Genomic DNA, 15,641 nt, shown 5'->3' with positions numbered 1-15,641 from the left:
TCCGTCGGCGCCGCCGTGGCCGGCGCGGCGGTCGAAGCTCTCGGGTTCAAGGGGGACTCCTGGGTGGGGACGACGCGACGCGACGGGACGGGTGGCGGGGAGGAGCGGAGGGAGCGGAACGGCCGGGCGCGGGTCGGCCCTGTCGAGGGTTGAGCCGGTCCGGGCGGGGCCCGCCCGGACCGGCTCCGGGTCACTGCGCCGGGGCGGGCGCCTGCAGCCGGGTCATGGGTCCGTACAGCTCCACCAGCCGCGCGAACTCGTCGGCGTCGTGGAACCGGGCGGCCCCGCGGCCGAACTCCTTGGCGGTCTCGATCGCGAACCGGGCGGCGGCCGCGATGTCGGTCTCGTGGCTGGCGCCGGTGGCGCAGCCCGCCACCGGCGTGGCCGCGGTGATCGCGAGGCCGACCACCGGCGCCTCGGTGGCGACGGCGGGCTGGAGGATGGAGTTGATGTGGTGCACCCCGTTGCCGTACGGGGTGATGTCCTGCGTGGTGACGGGCAGCACCCGCGCGGGCTCGCCGGTCACGGTCTCCAGGACCGACAGCAGGTCCTCACTGACCCGCAGGATCCAGCCCTGGAGGATGGTCGGCGACAGCGCGATCCCGCGGTGGCTGAGCAGCCGGTTGCCCTTGGTGGTGTCGATGGACACGACCGCGTCCATCTCGGGCGAGATCTCCTCGCGGTTGCACACAAGCGTGTCCACCGGGGAGTCCATGAACGGTACCGGGTCGTGCGGTTGGGTGGGGGCCCAGCCACACACATGTGTGGAGATCATCACATCGCCGTCCAGGACATCGCCGCGGGCGTGCATGTCCAGCAGCTTCGCCGCGGCCGACAGCGCCGCGACGGCACCGTCGGCGTCGGAGACCAGGCCGATGCGCTCGGGCCGGGCGCCGACTCCGCCGAGCCGGCCGAGCACACCGAGGGTCGGCGCGTCACCGCCGGCAAGCCGTCCGTTACGGCCGGGGACGGTCACGGAGACGAAGTCCGTGCTGCCCTTGTCGCCCTCGACCGTACGTACCTCGATCCGCGGCGCCGTGCTCGCGTCGGCGCCCGCCGCGGCCTGGACGGCCCGCAGGTGCTCGGCGAGCAGTTCCCCACTGGTCTGGGGACGGTCGAGGAGTTCGATGATCTCAAGGACGTGCTTCAGCAAGGGAGGGCCTTCCAACGGTGTTCAGGCGGGTGCGGCGGTCTGATGCGGGGAGTTCCACGCGGGACACGGCCGTCAGGGGTGGGACGGCCCGTCAAAGACTCGGCGAATCGGCGAACGGGCGAATCGGCGAATCGAAAGCTCCCGGTCGCATGGGTTTCACGCCGAGATGGCTCAGAGTCCGCCTCATGGCATGCAGGGCGCAATGGTTTCTCGATATCCGGGATTGTTTACGATTCAGCCATGACTGACAGAACGCCGGTAACGGAAACACCGCCCCTCCAGACCGCGGACCGCGTCCTCAGCCTGCTGCTCTCCTTCGACCGCGAGCACGCGGAGTGGGGCGTCACCGAGGTCGCGACCGAGTTCGGCCTGGACAAATCCGTGGCCCAGCGGCTGCTGGCCGCGCTGGCCTACCGCGGGTTCCTGGTCTCCGACAAGCGCTCGCGCCGCTACCGGCTCGGCCCCGCCGTGTGGCACCTCGCCCGGGTGTGGGAGCGGGACGGCGGGCTGGCCAGCCTGGTCCGCCCCCCGCTGCGCGCGGTGGCCGAGTCGGTGGGGGTCGGCGCGCTGTTCGCCGTGCCCGACGGGGTGCACATGCGCTGTGTCACGGCCGTGGACGGCGCGACGGGCCCCCTGCGCATCTACGGCCTCGCGGGCGAGCTGTACCCGGCGCACGCCGGGGCCACCTCCCGCGCCTACTTCGGTATGCTCCCGCCGGGCGACCGGGCGGCGCTGCTGTACGGTCGCCCCATGGCGCGGTTCAGCGACCGTACGCTGACCGATCCCGTACAGCTGGAGGAGCTCTTCGCCGAGGTCCGGCGCAAGGGTTACGCGTACTCCGAGGGCGAGTACGATCCGGAAACCGCGGCGCTCGCCGCCCCGGTGACGGTGGGCAGACGCGCGGTGGGCACCCTGTCCCTGGCCGCTCCCCTCGACGTGTTCCGCACCCGCAAGGCGGAACTGGTCGCGCCGCTCCTCCAGTGCGCGGCGGATCTGGGCCGGCTGCTGACCCCCGTACGGCCACGGCGCGACGGAGCGTCCGGCGCCCGCTGACACCAGCCCCCCCGAACTCCCTCTTCCTCCCTCTTCCCCAGGAAAGGCCAAGGCCACCATGCGGTTGCTGCTGCTCTCGAACTCCACGGCCCCCGGACGCGGTTACCTCGACCACGCACAGGAGGAGATCCGCGCGGCGCTCGACGGCGGGCGCCGGCTGGTCTTCGTGCCGTACGCCCTCGCCGACCACGACGGTTACACCGCGCGCGTCGCCGAGGCGCTCGCGCCCCTGGGGGTGGAGGTGACCGGCGCCCACACGGCGTCGGACCCGGCGGAACTGGTGCGGGGCGCGGAAGCGGTGTTCGTCGGCGGCGGCAACAGCTTCCGGCTGCTCAAGGCGCTGCACGAACGTGACCTGGTCCGGGCGATCCGCGAACGGACCGGCGCCGGCGCGCTCTACATGGGGTCGAGCGCGGGCACCAACATGGCCTGCCCGACGCTGCGCACCACCAACGACATGCCCATCGTCCAGCCGCCGGCCTTCGAGGCGCTGGGCCTGCTGCCGTTCCAGATCAACCCCCACTATCTGGACGGCAGCCCCGCCACCGCGCACATGGGCGAGACCCGGGCCGAGCGGCTGGAGCAGTTCCTGGAGGAGAACGACGTCCCCGTGGTCGGCCTGCGCGAGGGCACCTGGCTGCGCCGGGAGGGCGACCGGCTCACCCTCGGCGGTATCGAGGCCGGAGCCGTGGTCTTCCGGCGGGGCGAGCAGCCCTCGGAGATCCGTCCGGGTCACGACCTGAGCGCGCTGCTCCGGGAGCGGCCACGGTTCGACACCCCGTACCCGGCGTGAGTGGGGTGATGAGGGTGGCGTGCGGTGCGGGTTCCGAACCAGGGGTAACAGCGGTGCCCAGGCAGGATGGCCCCAGTGCACCACCTACGACGCCCAGGCCCCTGGGCCCGCGCAGGTGCTGCCGGAGCGCACGGCGCTGGGCAGTGTCGACGAGTTCCGGCGGTGTGGTTCCGGTCAGGCAGGGGTTCGTTTCGGGACAGAGTCAGAGGATGTCGGGGTTTGGACGGGTGCGGGCTGCTTACTGTCGATGGGGGCTGTTGGCAACTATTCCCGGACTGGGCGCGCGGCTTCAAAAGATCTGAACGGACCTGGCAAATGCCCCGGCTTCACCGCGCGTCTTCTGCCGCATCGTGTGAACCACCGAGGTAGGGGGTCCTTAGCGTGCCGTCCCTGCTCCATTATGAGATCCTCACGGATCCGACATCGCTTCAAGCCTCGCGTCCTGGTGCGCCGTCCGTGGGGACGGTGTACCTGATCGTCTCCAATCCGCACCTGGCCAACGTGAAATGGCAGCACATCGATGTGCTGATACCGATCGGCAGTGGCAGCGGTGACCTGACGGACAACGCCGCAGCGATCACCGCGAGTATCCCCAAGAGCTACCAGCCGCTGCCCGGTGAGGACGCCCCGGCTTTCACTTGGCGCGGCGGAGACCGCTTCCGGGCCGCAGCCGCCTCGGGGCAGGATATGACGCTGCCCGGACAGGAGCACTTGGTCCTGAAGCTGGAGAACATCCCTGTCTCCGAGCATGCGGGCCTGGCCGTCGTGTCGATCCATGAGCTTGCCTACGGCGGCGACAACAACGCGCCGGCGTACAACCCGCAACACCCTTACTACTACGGCACCACGCTCGGGCTGGTGAAGCAGACGCCGCAGGTCCCGCAGAACTTCCGCGCGGAACTGTCCCTGGTGGGCGAGAGCCAGAACGTCGTCCTGCACTGGGACGGGCCGAACAGCCTCACGTACTGGATTCGCCATCCGGACGGGGCCCTGGAAGACGTTCCGCCGGTGCAGCCCGGTCCGACACCGTACGGGCACCACACCCACACACCCCGACGCCCCCTGAAGCGGGGCACCACCTACACCCTCGTAGCCGGGACCATCGGCGCCAACGGGCAGGCGCAGGAGGGGTACTTCCTCACCACCACCGTCCACGCGCTCATCCCCGAGTTCGAGAGCGGGACGCGCGCCCCATGGATCGAGGGGACGACGGATCGAGGCCGGGTCACCTTCACCAGGGACGGCGCGAGGGTCGACGACTTCAACAATGCCCTGGGGACGATCGAAGCCGCGACCGCCGACGTCCACGACGTGAGGACCGGGACGGTCAAGGGACGGAGCGCCGGCTCCGGCTGGATCGACTTCCCCGACACCGGCATCACCGTTCACCACGGCCCCAACCAGGACCTCGGCGTCGTCACCGCCGAGCACATCGACGTCACGGGCGTCAACACCACGTGGGTCGGTGATCGCGACGGTGGCAAGGGCTGGATCGGGTTCCCCCAGTCGGGCATCGACGTCCGCAAGGACGGCGGCCAGGCATGGGGCTCCGTCTCGGCCGACACAGCGGACCTGAACAGCGTGACCACACAGTGGGTCGAGGGACCCAACGATATGAAGAGCCGCCTTGCCTTCACCGACACGGGAGTGAAGATCACCGACCCCGACCGCCACAGGGGCACCATCGTGGCGGGCGAGACCAACGTTCGCAGTGTCGTCACCCCCTGGGTGTCAGGGCCCATGCCCGGAGCGGGATGGATCGCTTTCCGAGTGGAGGGGGTGGATGTGATGCGGGACAGCGAGGTCTCCTTCGGCACGATCCGAGCCGCCTCGTACGAGGACAAGCAAGGGGGGACCGGACGCCCCCTGCACCGAAGGCTCCCCCCTTATGAATGGCCGCCGAAGTCGAACAAGCAGGCACCCTCCGCCGAAAGCCACCTGCGCGAGGATCCGGAATAGGTATGCCGCTGGTCGGCATGCACATCACCTCCTCATCCGGCGTGACTCAAAGGGCGGGCCCACGGCGATCAATGCACCACCGGCCCGCCTCGACGCCGGCCAGGAACGCCTGAGCACCGGGCCGAGTGACCACTACCGGGCGCCGCTCGGGGCACTTGGAGTCACGAATGGCGACCCGGCCACCAAATGTGGCGAGCTCAACGCAGTCGTTGTCTCCACCGCTGTACGAACTCCTGCGCCACTGGGCCCCGGTGAAATCGATCAGGTCCATTGACCCGCCTGAATACCGTCGATGAACGCTCGGGCATCGGCACGCTCGACGACGAGCGGAGCCCTGTCGGGGTACTTGGAGTCACGTATGGCAATCCGCCCACCGAGCACGGCGAGTTCGACGCAGTTGTTGGCGCCGCCGCTGTACGAACTCTTGCACCACTGGGTCTCGGTGAGATCGAGGTCTTTCACTTCGGCAGCTCCTTGATCAGTCGCTCGATGCGGGCACGTGTCTCGGGCGGGCCGAGCGCCCGCGCGCGCAGGTGGTCGAAGGAGTCCGCGTACGCGTCCACATCCTCCCGAGCTTCAAGGTAGACGGAGTTCTGGGGGTTCTCCAGCCATACCAGATCCGCCGAAGGGTCGGAGAAACCCATGAGCACGAACGGGCCATAGAGCCCGGGATGCGCCCCGATTGCCATCGGCAGCAACTGCACTGTGATGTGCGGCGTCTCCTCAATGTCGATCAACCTTGTGAGCTGCTCCCGCATCACTTCAGGAGGGCCGATCCGACGCATGAGAACGCTCTCCTCGACAACCGCCCAGAGCTTGGTCGGGCACTCACCGACAAGACGCTCCTTCTGACGCTCCAAGCGCACTTCGACCAGCGCCTTGATCTGCCGTGGCGTCAGGTCGGGCCTCATGCCGGTGATCACCGCCTCCGCATAAGCAGGTGTCTGCAACAGCCCTGGCAGCAGCAACGGTTCGTAGCTGCGCAGCGAGACCGCGTTGGCCTCAAGCGTCAGATAGCCGTCGTAGCGGGTGGGGCTGAGCACCGCTGAATACTTCCGCCACCACGGCTTGCTCTGCGCCCGGTCGGCGCGAACAAGATCAAGAACGTCATCACGTATGGCCGGATCCTGGACGCCGTAGCAGTCGAGCAACGCGTTCACCAGGACAGGCGTGGTGCCACGCTCGCCGCTCTCGATGCGGCTCAACGACCCCTGGTTGATCTCGATCTGTGCCGCCGCGTCGGCCAGGCTGAGCCCCACACCGTCCCGCAACTCACGTAGCCGGACCGAGAGCTGGCGTCGATAGACGGACTGAGGAGTCGCGTTCTTCTTCCATGCCATGCCGACATTCTCCCCACCGCTCAAGCGTAGCCGCAACCCGATCAGGTGCAATTCACCAGACAAGGTTGCCTAACTCTGCCCCCATGGGCACTCTGCTGAAAGGCCCAACGTCGCGGCCCACTCCAAAGACACGGAGGCAGCAATGGCACACCCCACCCCCCGGACCAGCGCACCCCCCGCCCTCAACCTGCTCATCCCGGACCCCGCCGACCTGCAACCGATCTGCGGTCGCGAGGAGTTCACCGCCCTCCTCCGTGGCATCGTCACCGACACCGCGCCCCGCCTCTTCGCCGTCGTCCAGGAGTACGGCGACCGCGTCGACGGCCGGGTCGCCGCCTGGGGCATGGCGTTCGAGGAGCACGCCGACGTGATCAGCGTCGAGGGGCACCGGCGGACCCGCGCCGCGTCGCCCGAGCAGGCGCTGCGTGCCTACCGGCTCGGGACACGGGCCGTACCGCGACTGATGTGGCCGTAGCCGCTGCGCTTCACCACCGGCAACGGGCCAACGCCGAAGGCCCCTCGACCGGTTACCGGTCGAGGGGCCTTCGGGAACGCCAATGGGACAGCGCCAGTGGGGCGGAACGCTCAGACGTTGAAGCCCAGCGCGCGCAGCTGCTCGCGGCCGTCGTCCGTGATCTTGTCCGGGCCCCACGGGGGCATCCAGACCCAGTTGATCTTCAGCTCGTTGACGATGCCGTCCGTCGCCGCCTTGGCCTGGTCCTCGATCACGTCGGTCAGCGGGCAGGCCGCCGACGTCAGGGTCATGTCGAGGGTGGCGATGTTCGCGTCGTCGATGTGAATGCCGTAGATCAGCCCGAGGTTGACGACATCGATGCCCAGTTCGGGGTCGACGACGTCGTACAGGGCCTCACGGACCTCGTCCTCCGAGGCCGGCTTCATGGTCAGGGTCTCGTTCTCGCTCATGCCGTCTCCTTCGTCGCGCTGTCGCCCAGGGCCTGGGCCGTCGCGTCCTTCCACGCCATCCAGCTCAGCAGGGCGCACTTCACGCGGGCGGGGTACTTCGAGACACCGGAGAACGCGACCGCGTCCTCCAGCAGCTCCTCCATCGCGTCGTCCGGCTCCAGCTGGCCCTTGGACTGCATCAGTTCCAGGAAGGCGCCCTGGATCTTCCGCGCCTCCGCCAGCTCCTTGCCCACCAGCAGATCGTTGAGCACGGACGCGCTGGCCTGGCTGATCGAGCAGCCCTGCCCCTCGTACGAGACGTCCGCGATCAGCGAGCCCTCGTACCGCACCCGCAGTGTGATCTCGTCGCCGCACGTCGGATTGACGTGGTGCACCTCGGCGTCGCCGTCCCGCAGGCCGCGCCCATGGGGGTGCTTGTAGTGGTCCAGGATGACGTCCTGGTACATGGAATCCAGCTTCACGGACAGCCAGCCCTTCTTGTCCTCATCCGAAGAAGTTACGGACGTGCTCCAGCCCCTCGACCAGGGCGTCGACCTCGGCCGGAGTGGAGTACAGATAGAAAGACGCCCGTGTGGTCGCGGGAATTCCGTACCGCAGGCAGACCGGCCGCGCGCAGTGGTGGCCGACCCGGACCGCGATGCCCTGCTCGTCCAGGACCTGGCCCACGTCGTGCGGGTGGATGTCACCCAGCGTGAACGATATCGTGGCGCCCCGGTCCTCGGCCGTCGTCGGGCCGATGATCCGCAGGTCGGGGACTTCCAGCAGCCGCTGGACCGCGTACTCGGTGATCGCGTGCTCATGCGCGGCGATCTTGTCCATGCCGATCGCGGCGAGGTAGTCCACGGCCGCGCCGAGGCCGACGGCCTGGGCGATCGGGGGCGTACCCGCCTCGAACTTGTGCGGCGCGGGGGCGTACGTCGACGAGTGCATCGAGACGGTCTCGATCATCTCGCCGCCGCCGAGGAACGGCGGCAGGTCCTCCAGCAGCTCCTGCCGGCCCCAGAGCACGCCGATGCCGGTCGGGCCGACCATCTTGTGGCCGGTGAAGGCCACGAAGTCCGCCTGGAGCGCCTGGACGTCCAGCACCTGGTGCGGGGCGGCCTGCGAGGCGTCAATGCAGACCAGCGCGCCGACCTCCTGGGCGCGGCGGACGATCGCCTCGACCGGGTTCTGGGTGCCCAGGATGTTGGAGACCAGCACGAAGGAGACGATCTTCGTCTTCTCGGTGATGATCTCGTTGATGTTGGAGAGGTCGAGACGGCCCTCGTCGGTGATGCCGAACCACTTCAGCTTCGCGCCGGTGCGCTGCGCGAGCAGCTGCCACGGCACGATGTTGGAGTGGTGCTCCATCTCCGTGATGACGATCTCGGTCTCGTGGTCGACCCGGTAGGGCTCGTCGGCCCAGCCGAGCATGTTGGCCACGAGGTTCAGCGACTCGGAGGCGTTCTTGGTGAAGATCACCTCGTCGCGGCTGGGTGCGTTGATGAAGGCGGCGATCCGGTCGCGGGCGCCTTCGTACAGCGCCGTGGCCTCCTCGGCGATGGTGTACACGCCGCGGTGGACGTTCGCGTTGTGCCGCTCGTAGTACTGGCTCAGCGCGTCGAGTACCTGCCGCGGCTTCTGCGAGGTCGCGGCGGAGTCCAGGTACACGAGCTTCTTGCCGTCATGGATCACCCGGTCCAGGATCGGGAAGTCCTTACGGATCGCCTCGGTGTCGAGAAGGCCCGGCAACTGTGTCACGCGGTGACGCCACCCTTCACGTATGCCTCGTAGCCCTCGTTCTCCAGCTTGTCGGCCAGCTCCGCACCGCCGGACTCGGCGATCCGGCCCTGTGCGAAGACATGCACGAAGTCGGGCTTGATGTAGCGGAGAATCCGCGTGTAGTGCGTGATCAGCAGGGTGCCGACCTCGCCGGTCTCCCGGACGCGGTTGACGCCCTCGGAGACGACCCGCAGCGCGTCCACGTCGAGGCCGGAGTCGGTCTCGTCCAGGACGGCGATCTTGGGCTTGAGCAGTTCGAGCTGGAGGATCTCGTGGCGCTTCTTCTCGCCGCCGGAGAAGCCCTCGTTGACGTTGCGCTCGGCGAAGGCGGGGTCCATCTGGAGACGCTCCATGGTCTCCCGGACCTCCTTCACCCAGGTACGGAGCTTGGGCGCCTCGCCGCGCACCGCGGTGGCGGACGTGCGCAGGAAGTTGGAGACCGAGACGCCGGGGACCTCGACGGGGTACTGCATCGCGAGGAAGAGACCGGCGCGGGCGCGCTCGTCGGCGGTCATCTCCAGCAGGTTCTCGCCGTCCAGCGTGGCGGTGCCCCCGGTGATCGTGTACTTGGGGTGGCCCGCGAGGGAGTACGCGAGAGTCGACTTGCCGGAGCCGTTGGGGCCCATGATGGCGTGCGTCTCGCCCTGCTTGACGGTCAGGTCGACGCCCTTGAGGATCTCGCGGGCGCCGTTCTCCGCCTCGACGGAGACGTGCAGGTCGTGGATTTCAAGCGTTGCCATGGGTGACTCAGGACTCCTGGGTGACGGAGACGAGCACATCGTCCCCTTGGATCTGTACGGGGTATACGGGGACGGGGCGCGTCGCGGGAAGACCGGACGGCTTTCCGGTACGGAGGTCGAAGCGGGAACCGTGCAGCCAGCACTCGATCGTGCAGTCGTCCACCTCGCCCTCGGAAAGGGAGACGTTCGCGTGCGAGCAGATGTCGTTGACCGCGAACACCTCGCCCTCGGTGCGTACGAGAGCGACCGGCGTGCCGTCGAGTTCCACCCTCTTGGGGGTGTCCTCCTCCAGCTCGCCGAGCGCACAGACACGGACGAAGGTCATCAGACGGACGCCTCCAGTTCGGCCTCGATCTTGGCCAGCAGGCGCTCCTCGACGTCCGGCAGTCCGATCTGCTGGACCAGCTCGGCGAAGAAGCCGCGGACGACGAGGCGGCGGGCCTCGGTCTCCGGGATGCCGCGGGCCATCAGGTAGAAGAGCTGCTCGTCGTCGAACCGGCCGGTGGCCGAGGCGTGACCGGCGCCGGCGATCTCGCCGGTCTCGATCTCCAGGTTCGGTACGGAGTCGACCCGCGCGCCGTCCGTGAGGACCAGGTTGCGGTTCATCTCGTACGTGTCGGTGCCCACGGCCTGGTTGCGGATGACGACGTCACCGATCCAGACGGCGTGGGCGTCGGCGCCCTGGAGCGCTCCCTTGTAGACGGCGTTGGACTTGCAGTGCGGGGCGTTGTGGTCGACCAGGAGGCGGTGCTCCTGGTGCTGGCCCTGGTCGGTGAAGTAGAGGCCGAACAGCTCGGCCTCGCCGCCGGGGCCCGCGTACTGGACGCGCGGGTGGAGCCGTACGACATCGCCGCCGAAGGTGACGACGATGGACTTGAACGAGGCGTCGCGGCCGACCAGCGCGTTGTGCTGGCCGACGTGGACGGCCTTGTCGTCCCAGTCCTGGACGGAGACGACGGTGAGCTTGGCGCCGTCGCCGATCAGGTAGTCGACGTTGGCGGCGAGCACCGCGTCGCCGGTGTGGTCGATGACCACGACCGCCTCGGCGAAGGCGCCCAGCTCGACGACCTGGTGGCCGTAGGCGGTGCCGCCCGCGCCGTGCACGGCGATCCGGATCGGCTCGGCGACGACGGTCTCCTTGGGCACCGAGACGACGGACGCCTTCTCGAACGAGGAGTACGCCTGGGCGGCGACCCGGTCCACCGGGGTGCCCGCCCTGCCGATCCGCGCGTCGTCGCGGCCCACGGTCTCGACGGTGACGCCCTCGGGGGCGGTCACCTCGACCGTGACGCCGCCGTCCACCGCGACGGCGGTGCCGTCGTGCAGCCCGCGCAGCCGCTCCAGCGGCGTGAACCGCCACTCCTCCTCGCGGCCGTGCGGGACGGGGAAGTCCGCCACGTCGAAGGACGGGGGCGCACTCATGCGCGTGGCGACGGTCGACTCGGCGGCCACCGCGATCGAACCGGCAGTCGTGGAGCCCGCCGGAATGTTCTGAGCCTCAGCCATGGCTGTCGTCGTGCTCTCTCTCTGCCTCTGCGTAAGGAAATCGGTCCGCTGCTCCGGTACGCCGATCCGGTCGTACGGGCCGCGCGGGGTCCTGCTCCGTCGGGCCGGCCGGCCCGACGGGTGACCCGGACTGGTGGGCGGCTAGCCGACGGAGCCTTCCATCTGGAGCTCGATCAGCCGGTTCAGTTCCAGCGCGTACTCCATGGGCAGCTCCTTGGCGATCGGCTCGACGAAGCCGCGCACGATCATCGCCATGGCCTCGAACTCGGAGAGACCGCGGCTCATCAGGTAGAAGAGCTGGTCCTCGGAGACCTTGGAGACGGTCGCCTCGTGGCCCATCGACACATCGTCCTCGCGGACGTCGACGTACGGGTACGTGTCGGAGCGCGAGATGGTGTCGACGAGCAGCGCGTCGCAGAGCACGTTGGACTTGGAGCCCTCGGCGCCCTCGCCGATCTCGATCAGACCGCGGTAGGAGGTACGGCCGCCGCCGCGCGCCACCGACTTGGAGACGATGTTCGACGAGGTGTTGGGGGCCATGTGGACCATCTTGGCGCCCGCGTCCTGGTGCTGGCCCTCGCCCGCGAAGGCGATGGAGAGCGTCTCGCCCTTGGCGTGCTCGCCCATCAGGTAGACGGCCGGGTACTTCATGGTGACCTTGGAGCCGATGTTGCCGTCGACCCACTCCATGGTCGCGCCCTCGTATGCCACGGCGCGCTTGGTGACCAGGTTGTAGACGTTGTTCGACCAGTTCTGGATCGTCGTGTAGCGGCAGCGGCCGCCCTTCTTGACGATGATCTCGACGACGGCGCTGTGCAGCGAGTCCGAGGAGTAGATCGGGGCGGTGCAGCCCTCGACGTAGTGGACGTAGGCGTCCTCGTCGACGATGATCAGCGTCCGCTCGAACTGGCCCATGTTCTCCGTGTTGATACGGAAGTAGGCCTGCAGCGGGATGTCGACGTGCACGCCCTTCGGCACGTAGATGAACGATCCGCCGGACCACACGGCCGAGTTCAGCGAGGCGAACTTGTTGTCGCCGACCGGGATGACCGTGCCGAAGTACTCCTGGAAGAGCTCCGGGTGCTCCTTCAGCGCGGTGTCGGTGTCGAGGAAGATGACGCCCTGCTCCTCCAGGTCCTCACGGATCTGGTGGTAGACGACCTCCGACTCGTACTGGGCGGCGACACCGGCCACGAGGCGCTGCTTCTCCGCCTCCGGGATGCCGAGCTTGTCGTACGTGTTCTTGATGTCCTCCGGCAGTTCCTCCCACGAGGCGGCCTGCTTCTCGGTGGAGCGCACGAAGTACTTGATGTTGTCGAAGTCGATGCCCGACAGGTCGGAGCCCCAGTTCGGCATGGGCTTCTTGTCGAACAGCCGCAGACCCTTGAGCCGCAGCTTCAGCATCCACTCCGGCTCGTTCTTCTTCTCCGAGATGTCGCGCACGACAGCCTCGGAGAGGCCGCGCTTGGCGGCGGCACCGGCGGCGTCGGAGTCCGCCCAGCCGAATTCGTACGTACCCAGGCCTTCGAGCTCAGGATGGGCAGTCTCGGTGGGGAGCGTCATGCGGGGTTCCTCCCGGCTGTGCTTTCGGATGCGTGATCGGTGGTCTGTGGGGTGACTGTCTGGGGGGCGGCTGCCTGGGGGGCGGCGCCCGGAATGAAGGTCGTGCACACGCCGTCGCCATGGGCGATGGTGGCGAGCCGTTGCACATGTGTCCCGAGAAGCTGGGAGAAGAACTCCGTCTCCGCCTCGCAGAGCTGCGGGAACTTCTGGGCGACATGCGCGACCGGGCAGTGGTGCTGGCAGAGCTGCTCGCCCTGCTGGCCGGGAGCGCCGCGCGCCGTAGCAGCGTACCCGTCGGCGCTCAGCGCCTTGGCGAGCGCCTCGGTGCGCCCGCCGGGCCCGGCGTCGTCGACCGACTTCCGGTAGCTCTCGGCCTGGGCGGCGATCCGGGCGCGGGCGAAGGCGGCGACGGCCGCCTCACCCTGCGCCCCGCCGCCGGCGGAGGCCGCGATCCACTTCAGCGCGTCGGCGGCGAGCTGGTCGTAGGACTGGTCGAAGGCGTCCCGGCCGCAGTCGGTCAGGGCGAACACCTTGGCGGGCCTGCCGCGACCGCGCGAGCCGTAGACCCGCTGGTCGCGCGGCTCCACCACGGAATCGGCGGCCAGCGCGTCGAGGTGCCTGCGGACGGCCGCCTGGGTGAGCCCGAGGCGCTTCGCCAGGTCGGAGACGGTGGAAGGGCCGTGGTCCAGGATGGAGCGCGCGACCCGGTTGCGAGTGGAGTGCTCACCGGTCGCGAGTTCCTCCTGCGGAGCCTCGCCCACGTATTTCACAACGCCATTGTTGCGTAATTCCTTCGGTACTGACAACCGAGGTGACGGGCGACCTCCGGTGCCCTTCATCACTTAGGGTTACCTAAGCGAGGTTGTTTCCGGTCCTCCTGGCGCCCTTTTCACCCACCTCACGCCCCGCCGGGCAGCGGCGCCCACCGCCCTGCCTACACTTCCCGGCATGCGCAGCGTCTTCCCGGGCGGCCCCCTGCCCGACAGCGGCACGACCTCGGGCCCGCCCCCGGGAACACCCCTCGTGGAGGTCCGTGGCCTGGTCAAACGGTACGGCACCACCACCGCCGTGAACGGCCTCGACCTGGTGGTACGCACCGGTACGGTCACCGCGGTCCTCGGTCCCAACGGCGCCGGCAAGACCACCACCGTCGAGACCTGCGAGGGGTACCGGGTGCCCGACGCGGGCTCGGTACGGGTCCTCGGACTCGACCCGGTCGCGGACGCCGCCGCGCTGCGCCCGCGCATCGGCGTGATGCTTCAGTCGGGCGGCGTGTACTCCGGCGCACGCGCCGGCGAGATGCTCCGCCACATGGCCCGGCTGCACGCCCACCCGCTCGACGTGGACGCCCTGATCGAACGGCTCGGCCTCGGCGGCTGCGGCCGTACGACGTACCGGCGGCTCTCCGGCGGCCAGCAGCAGCGGCTCGCACTGGCGCTGGCCGTCGTCGGCCGCCCCGAGCTGGTCTTCCTGGACGAGCCGACCGCCGGACTCGACCCGCAGGCCCGCCGCGCCACCTGGGAACTGGTCCGCGAGCTGCGCGCCGACGGCGTCGGCGTGGTGCTGACCACACACTTCATGGACGAGGCCGAGGAACTCGCCGACGATGTCGTGATCATCGACGCGGGCCGGGTCATCGCCCAGGGCAGCCCGGAGGAGCTGTGCCGCGGCGGCGCGGAGAACACCCTGCGCTTCACCGGGCGCCCCGGGCTCGACCTCGGCTCGCTGCTGAAGGCGCTGCCCGACGGCTCCGAGGCCGCCGAGCTGTCGCCGGGCGCGTACCGCATCAGCGGCTCGGTCGACCCGCAGCTCCTGGCGACGGTGGCGTCCTGGTGCGCACAGCACGGCGTCATGGCGGACGGGATCTCCGTCGAGCGCCACACCCTGGAGGACGTCTTCCTCGAACTGACCGGCAAGGAGCTGCGGCCATGAGCACGAGCACGGACCGCGCCGCGGGCGGGGGCGCGGGTACGTACGCCCCGGCCCCCGGCGCGGCGCCGCTGGCGCGCATGATCGCGGCGCAGACGGCGTTCGAGACGAAGCTGCTGCTGCGCAACGGCGAGCAGCTGCTGCTGACCGTGATCATCCCCTCGCTGCTGCTGGTGCTCTTCTCCACGGTCGACGTGGTCGACACGGGGAAGGGCGAGGCGGTCGACTTCCTCGCGCCGGGGGTGCTGGCGCTCGCGGTGATGTCCACGGCGTTCACCGGGCAGGCCATCGCCACCGGCTTCGAACGGCGGTACGGGGTGCTCAAGCGGCTCGCGGTGTCGCCGCTGCCTCGCTGGGCGCTGATGACCGCGAAGACGTTCTCCGTGCTGGTCACGGAGGTTCTCCAGGTCGTGCTGCTGGCGGTGATCGCGCTGGGGCTGGGCTGGTCGCCGCAGGGCAATCCGCTCGGCGTGCTGCTGCTGCTCGTGCTCGGCACCGCCGCGTTCTCCGGGCTCGGGCTGCTGATGGCGGGCACGCTCAAGGCGGAGGCGACGCTGGCCGCCGCCAATCTGGTCTTCCTGCTGCTCCTGGTCGGCGGCGGGGTGATCGTGCCGCTGGACAAGTTCCCCGACGCGGCGCGCGCGGCGCTGGAGCTGTTGCCGATCTCGGCGCTCTCGGGCGGACTGCGCGACATCCTGCAGCACGGTGCGGGGCTGGACTGGGGCGGTGTCGGGGTGCTGGCCGTCTGGGCCGTGCTCGGCCTGGGCGCGGCGGGCCGGCTCTTCCGCTGGGAGTAGCGGCGGGAAGCGCGGGCGGCGGTTCCGGGAGCGTCGACGGCGGCCCGCCGGGGCGCCTCGGGCAGCCCCCGGAAGCGGCGTCCACCCGAGTGAATGAGGCATACGTACCCCTCGTGAAATCCT

At 69.3% G+C, this 15,641-nt stretch carries 18 protein-coding genes; 6 read left to right on the top strand and 12 right to left on the bottom strand.

Annotated features, from left to right (window positions below):
- Positions 1-190: 190 nt before the first annotated feature.
- Positions 191-1,153, bottom strand: a complete 963-nt coding sequence (locus tag AB0P17_RS08085; RefSeq protein WP_365808674.1) for a DUF1177 domain-containing protein — start codon at positions 1,151-1,153, stop codon at positions 191-193.
- 240 nt (positions 1,154-1,393) lie between these two features.
- Here AB0P17_RS08085 and AB0P17_RS08080 point away from each other — a divergent pair, with 240 nt between their 5' ends.
- The 3 genes from AB0P17_RS08080 to AB0P17_RS08070 all read left to right on the top strand — a co-directional run bounded on the left by AB0P17_RS08080 (position 1,394) and on the right by AB0P17_RS08070 (position 4,958).
- Entirely contained in the window at positions 1,394-2,206 is an 813-nt protein-coding gene (locus AB0P17_RS08080; RefSeq protein ID WP_365808673.1) for an IclR family transcriptional regulator, read from the top strand.
- A 58-nt stretch (positions 2,207-2,264) separates the two neighbouring features.
- Complete coding sequence (pepE, locus tag AB0P17_RS08075; RefSeq protein WP_365808671.1) at positions 2,265-2,999, top strand: dipeptidase PepE; 735 nt, start codon at positions 2,265-2,267, stop codon at positions 2,997-2,999.
- A 456-nt stretch (positions 3,000-3,455) separates the two neighbouring features.
- Positions 3,456-4,958, top strand: coding sequence for a hypothetical protein (locus AB0P17_RS08070; protein WP_365808670.1), 1,503 nt, complete (start codon positions 3,456-3,458; stop codon positions 4,956-4,958).
- 46 nt (positions 4,959-5,004) lie between these two features.
- On the opposite strand, the gene AB0P17_RS08065 is transcribed toward AB0P17_RS08070, so the two are convergent.
- Genes AB0P17_RS08065 through AB0P17_RS08055 form a run of 3 tightly spaced genes read right to left on the bottom strand, consistent with a single transcriptional unit; the run spans position 5,005 to position 6,298 of the window.
- The gene (locus AB0P17_RS08065) at positions 5,005-5,229 is read right to left on the bottom strand and encodes a DUF397 domain-containing protein (protein WP_365808668.1); all 225 of its coding nucleotides are present in this window, start codon (positions 5,227-5,229) and stop codon (positions 5,005-5,007) included.
- A complete protein-coding gene (locus tag AB0P17_RS08060; protein WP_365808666.1) occupies positions 5,220-5,420 on the bottom strand; it encodes a DUF397 domain-containing protein in 201 nt (66 codons plus the stop codon). Before AB0P17_RS08060 ends, AB0P17_RS08065 begins: the two co-directional genes overlap by 10 nt.
- Positions 5,417-6,298, bottom strand: coding sequence for a helix-turn-helix transcriptional regulator (locus AB0P17_RS08055; protein ID WP_365808664.1), 882 nt, complete (start codon positions 6,296-6,298; stop codon positions 5,417-5,419). The genes AB0P17_RS08060 and AB0P17_RS08055 overlap by 4 nt, the downstream gene beginning before the upstream one ends.
- Positions 6,299-6,440: 142 nt before the next feature.
- On the opposite strand from AB0P17_RS08055, the gene AB0P17_RS08050 reads away from it, so the two are divergent.
- Entirely contained in the window at positions 6,441-6,773 is a 333-nt protein-coding gene (locus AB0P17_RS08050) for a hypothetical protein (RefSeq protein WP_365808663.1), read from the top strand.
- A gap of 110 nt (positions 6,774-6,883) precedes the next feature.
- Here AB0P17_RS08050 and AB0P17_RS08045 read toward each other — a convergent pair whose 3' ends face one another.
- The 8 genes from AB0P17_RS08045 to AB0P17_RS08010 form a co-directional block, all read right to left on the bottom strand.
- Complete coding sequence (locus AB0P17_RS08045; protein ID WP_365808662.1) at positions 6,884-7,222, bottom strand: metal-sulfur cluster assembly factor; 339 nt, start codon at positions 7,220-7,222, stop codon at positions 6,884-6,886.
- Positions 7,219-7,683 carry a Fe-S cluster assembly sulfur transfer protein SufU gene (sufU, locus tag AB0P17_RS08040; RefSeq protein ID WP_365808661.1) on the bottom strand — a complete coding sequence of 155 codons (465 nt, stop codon included), beginning with the start codon at positions 7,681-7,683 and terminating at the stop codon, positions 7,219-7,221. The genes AB0P17_RS08045 and sufU overlap by 4 nt, the downstream gene beginning before the upstream one ends.
- Positions 7,684-7,705: 22 nt before the next feature.
- Entirely contained in the window at positions 7,706-8,962 is a 1,257-nt protein-coding gene (locus tag AB0P17_RS08035) for a cysteine desulfurase (protein WP_365808659.1), read from the bottom strand.
- Positions 8,959-9,723, bottom strand: a complete 765-nt coding sequence (sufC, locus tag AB0P17_RS08030; protein ID WP_365808657.1) for a Fe-S cluster assembly ATPase SufC — start codon at positions 9,721-9,723, stop codon at positions 8,959-8,961. The genes AB0P17_RS08035 and sufC overlap by 4 nt, the downstream gene beginning before the upstream one ends.
- 7 nt (positions 9,724-9,730) lie before the next feature.
- Positions 9,731-10,048 (bottom strand): non-heme iron oxygenase ferredoxin subunit, encoded by a 318-nt coding sequence (locus tag AB0P17_RS08025; RefSeq protein ID WP_365808656.1) that lies wholly within the window; start codon positions 10,046-10,048, stop codon positions 9,731-9,733.
- Positions 10,048-11,229 carry a Fe-S cluster assembly protein SufD gene (gene sufD, locus AB0P17_RS08020; protein ID WP_365808654.1) on the bottom strand — a complete coding sequence of 394 codons (1,182 nt, stop codon included), beginning with the start codon at positions 11,227-11,229 and terminating at the stop codon, positions 10,048-10,050. The genes AB0P17_RS08025 and sufD overlap by 1 nt, the downstream gene beginning before the upstream one ends.
- 141 nt (positions 11,230-11,370) lie before the next feature.
- A complete protein-coding gene (gene sufB / locus AB0P17_RS08015) occupies positions 11,371-12,792 on the bottom strand; it encodes a Fe-S cluster assembly protein SufB (RefSeq protein ID WP_365808652.1) in 1,422 nt (473 codons plus the stop codon).
- Positions 12,789-13,562 carry an ArsR family transcriptional regulator gene (locus AB0P17_RS08010; protein ID WP_365808650.1) on the bottom strand — a complete coding sequence of 258 codons (774 nt, stop codon included), beginning with the start codon at positions 13,560-13,562 and terminating at the stop codon, positions 12,789-12,791. Before AB0P17_RS08010 ends, sufB begins: the two co-directional genes overlap by 4 nt.
- A 178-nt stretch (positions 13,563-13,740) precedes the next feature.
- On the opposite strand from AB0P17_RS08010, the gene AB0P17_RS08005 reads away from it, so the two are divergent.
- Both AB0P17_RS08005 and AB0P17_RS08000 read left to right on the top strand, forming a co-directional pair.
- Positions 13,741-14,724: an ABC transporter ATP-binding protein gene (locus AB0P17_RS08005; RefSeq protein WP_365808649.1), complete on the top strand. Its 984-nt coding sequence runs from the start codon at positions 13,741-13,743 to the stop codon at positions 14,722-14,724.
- Positions 14,721-15,518, top strand: coding sequence for an ABC transporter permease (locus AB0P17_RS08000; protein ID WP_365808647.1), 798 nt, complete (start codon positions 14,721-14,723; stop codon positions 15,516-15,518). Before AB0P17_RS08005 ends, AB0P17_RS08000 begins: the two co-directional genes overlap by 4 nt.
- Positions 15,519-15,641 lie beyond the last annotated feature (123 nt).

The sequence above is a fragment of the Streptomyces sp. NPDC088124 genome, from assembly GCF_040685895.1.
In the GTDB taxonomy this organism is placed as follows: domain Bacteria; phylum Actinomycetota; class Actinomycetes; order Streptomycetales; family Streptomycetaceae; genus Streptomyces.
This window is presented reverse-complemented; position numbering and strand designations above follow the sequence as displayed.

Excerpts from the sequence above, each read along its gene's own strand:
- AB0P17_RS08080 (WP_365808673.1), top strand. The coding sequence starts at position 1,394 with ATGACTGACAGAACGCCGGTAACGGAAACACCGCCCCTCCAGACCGCG.
- pepE (WP_365808671.1), top strand. The coding sequence starts at position 2,265 with ATGCGGTTGCTGCTGCTCTCGAACTCCACGGCCCCCGGACGCGGTTAC.
- AB0P17_RS08065 (WP_365808668.1), bottom strand. The coding sequence starts at position 5,229 with ATGGACCTGATCGATTTCACCGGGGCCCAGTGGCGCAGGAGTTCGTAC.
- AB0P17_RS08055 (WP_365808664.1), bottom strand. The coding sequence starts at position 6,298 with ATGGCATGGAAGAAGAACGCGACTCCTCAGTCCGTCTATCGACGCCAG.
- AB0P17_RS08050 (WP_365808663.1), top strand. The coding sequence starts at position 6,441 with ATGGCACACCCCACCCCCCGGACCAGCGCACCCCCCGCCCTCAACCTG.
- AB0P17_RS08045 (WP_365808662.1), bottom strand. The coding sequence starts at position 7,222 with ATGAGCGAGAACGAGACCCTGACCATGAAGCCGGCCTCGGAGGACGAG.
- sufC (WP_365808657.1), bottom strand. The coding sequence starts at position 9,723 with ATGGCAACGCTTGAAATCCACGACCTGCACGTCTCCGTCGAGGCGGAG.
- AB0P17_RS08025 (WP_365808656.1), bottom strand. The coding sequence starts at position 10,048 with ATGACCTTCGTCCGTGTCTGTGCGCTCGGCGAGCTGGAGGAGGACACC.
- sufD (WP_365808654.1), bottom strand. The coding sequence starts at position 11,229 with ATGGCTGAGGCTCAGAACATTCCGGCGGGCTCCACGACTGCCGGTTCG.
- sufB (WP_365808652.1), bottom strand. The coding sequence starts at position 12,792 with ATGACGCTCCCCACCGAGACTGCCCATCCTGAGCTCGAAGGCCTGGGT.
- AB0P17_RS08005 (WP_365808649.1), top strand. The coding sequence starts at position 13,741 with ATGCGCAGCGTCTTCCCGGGCGGCCCCCTGCCCGACAGCGGCACGACC.
- AB0P17_RS08000 (WP_365808647.1), top strand. The coding sequence starts at position 14,721 with ATGAGCACGAGCACGGACCGCGCCGCGGGCGGGGGCGCGGGTACGTAC.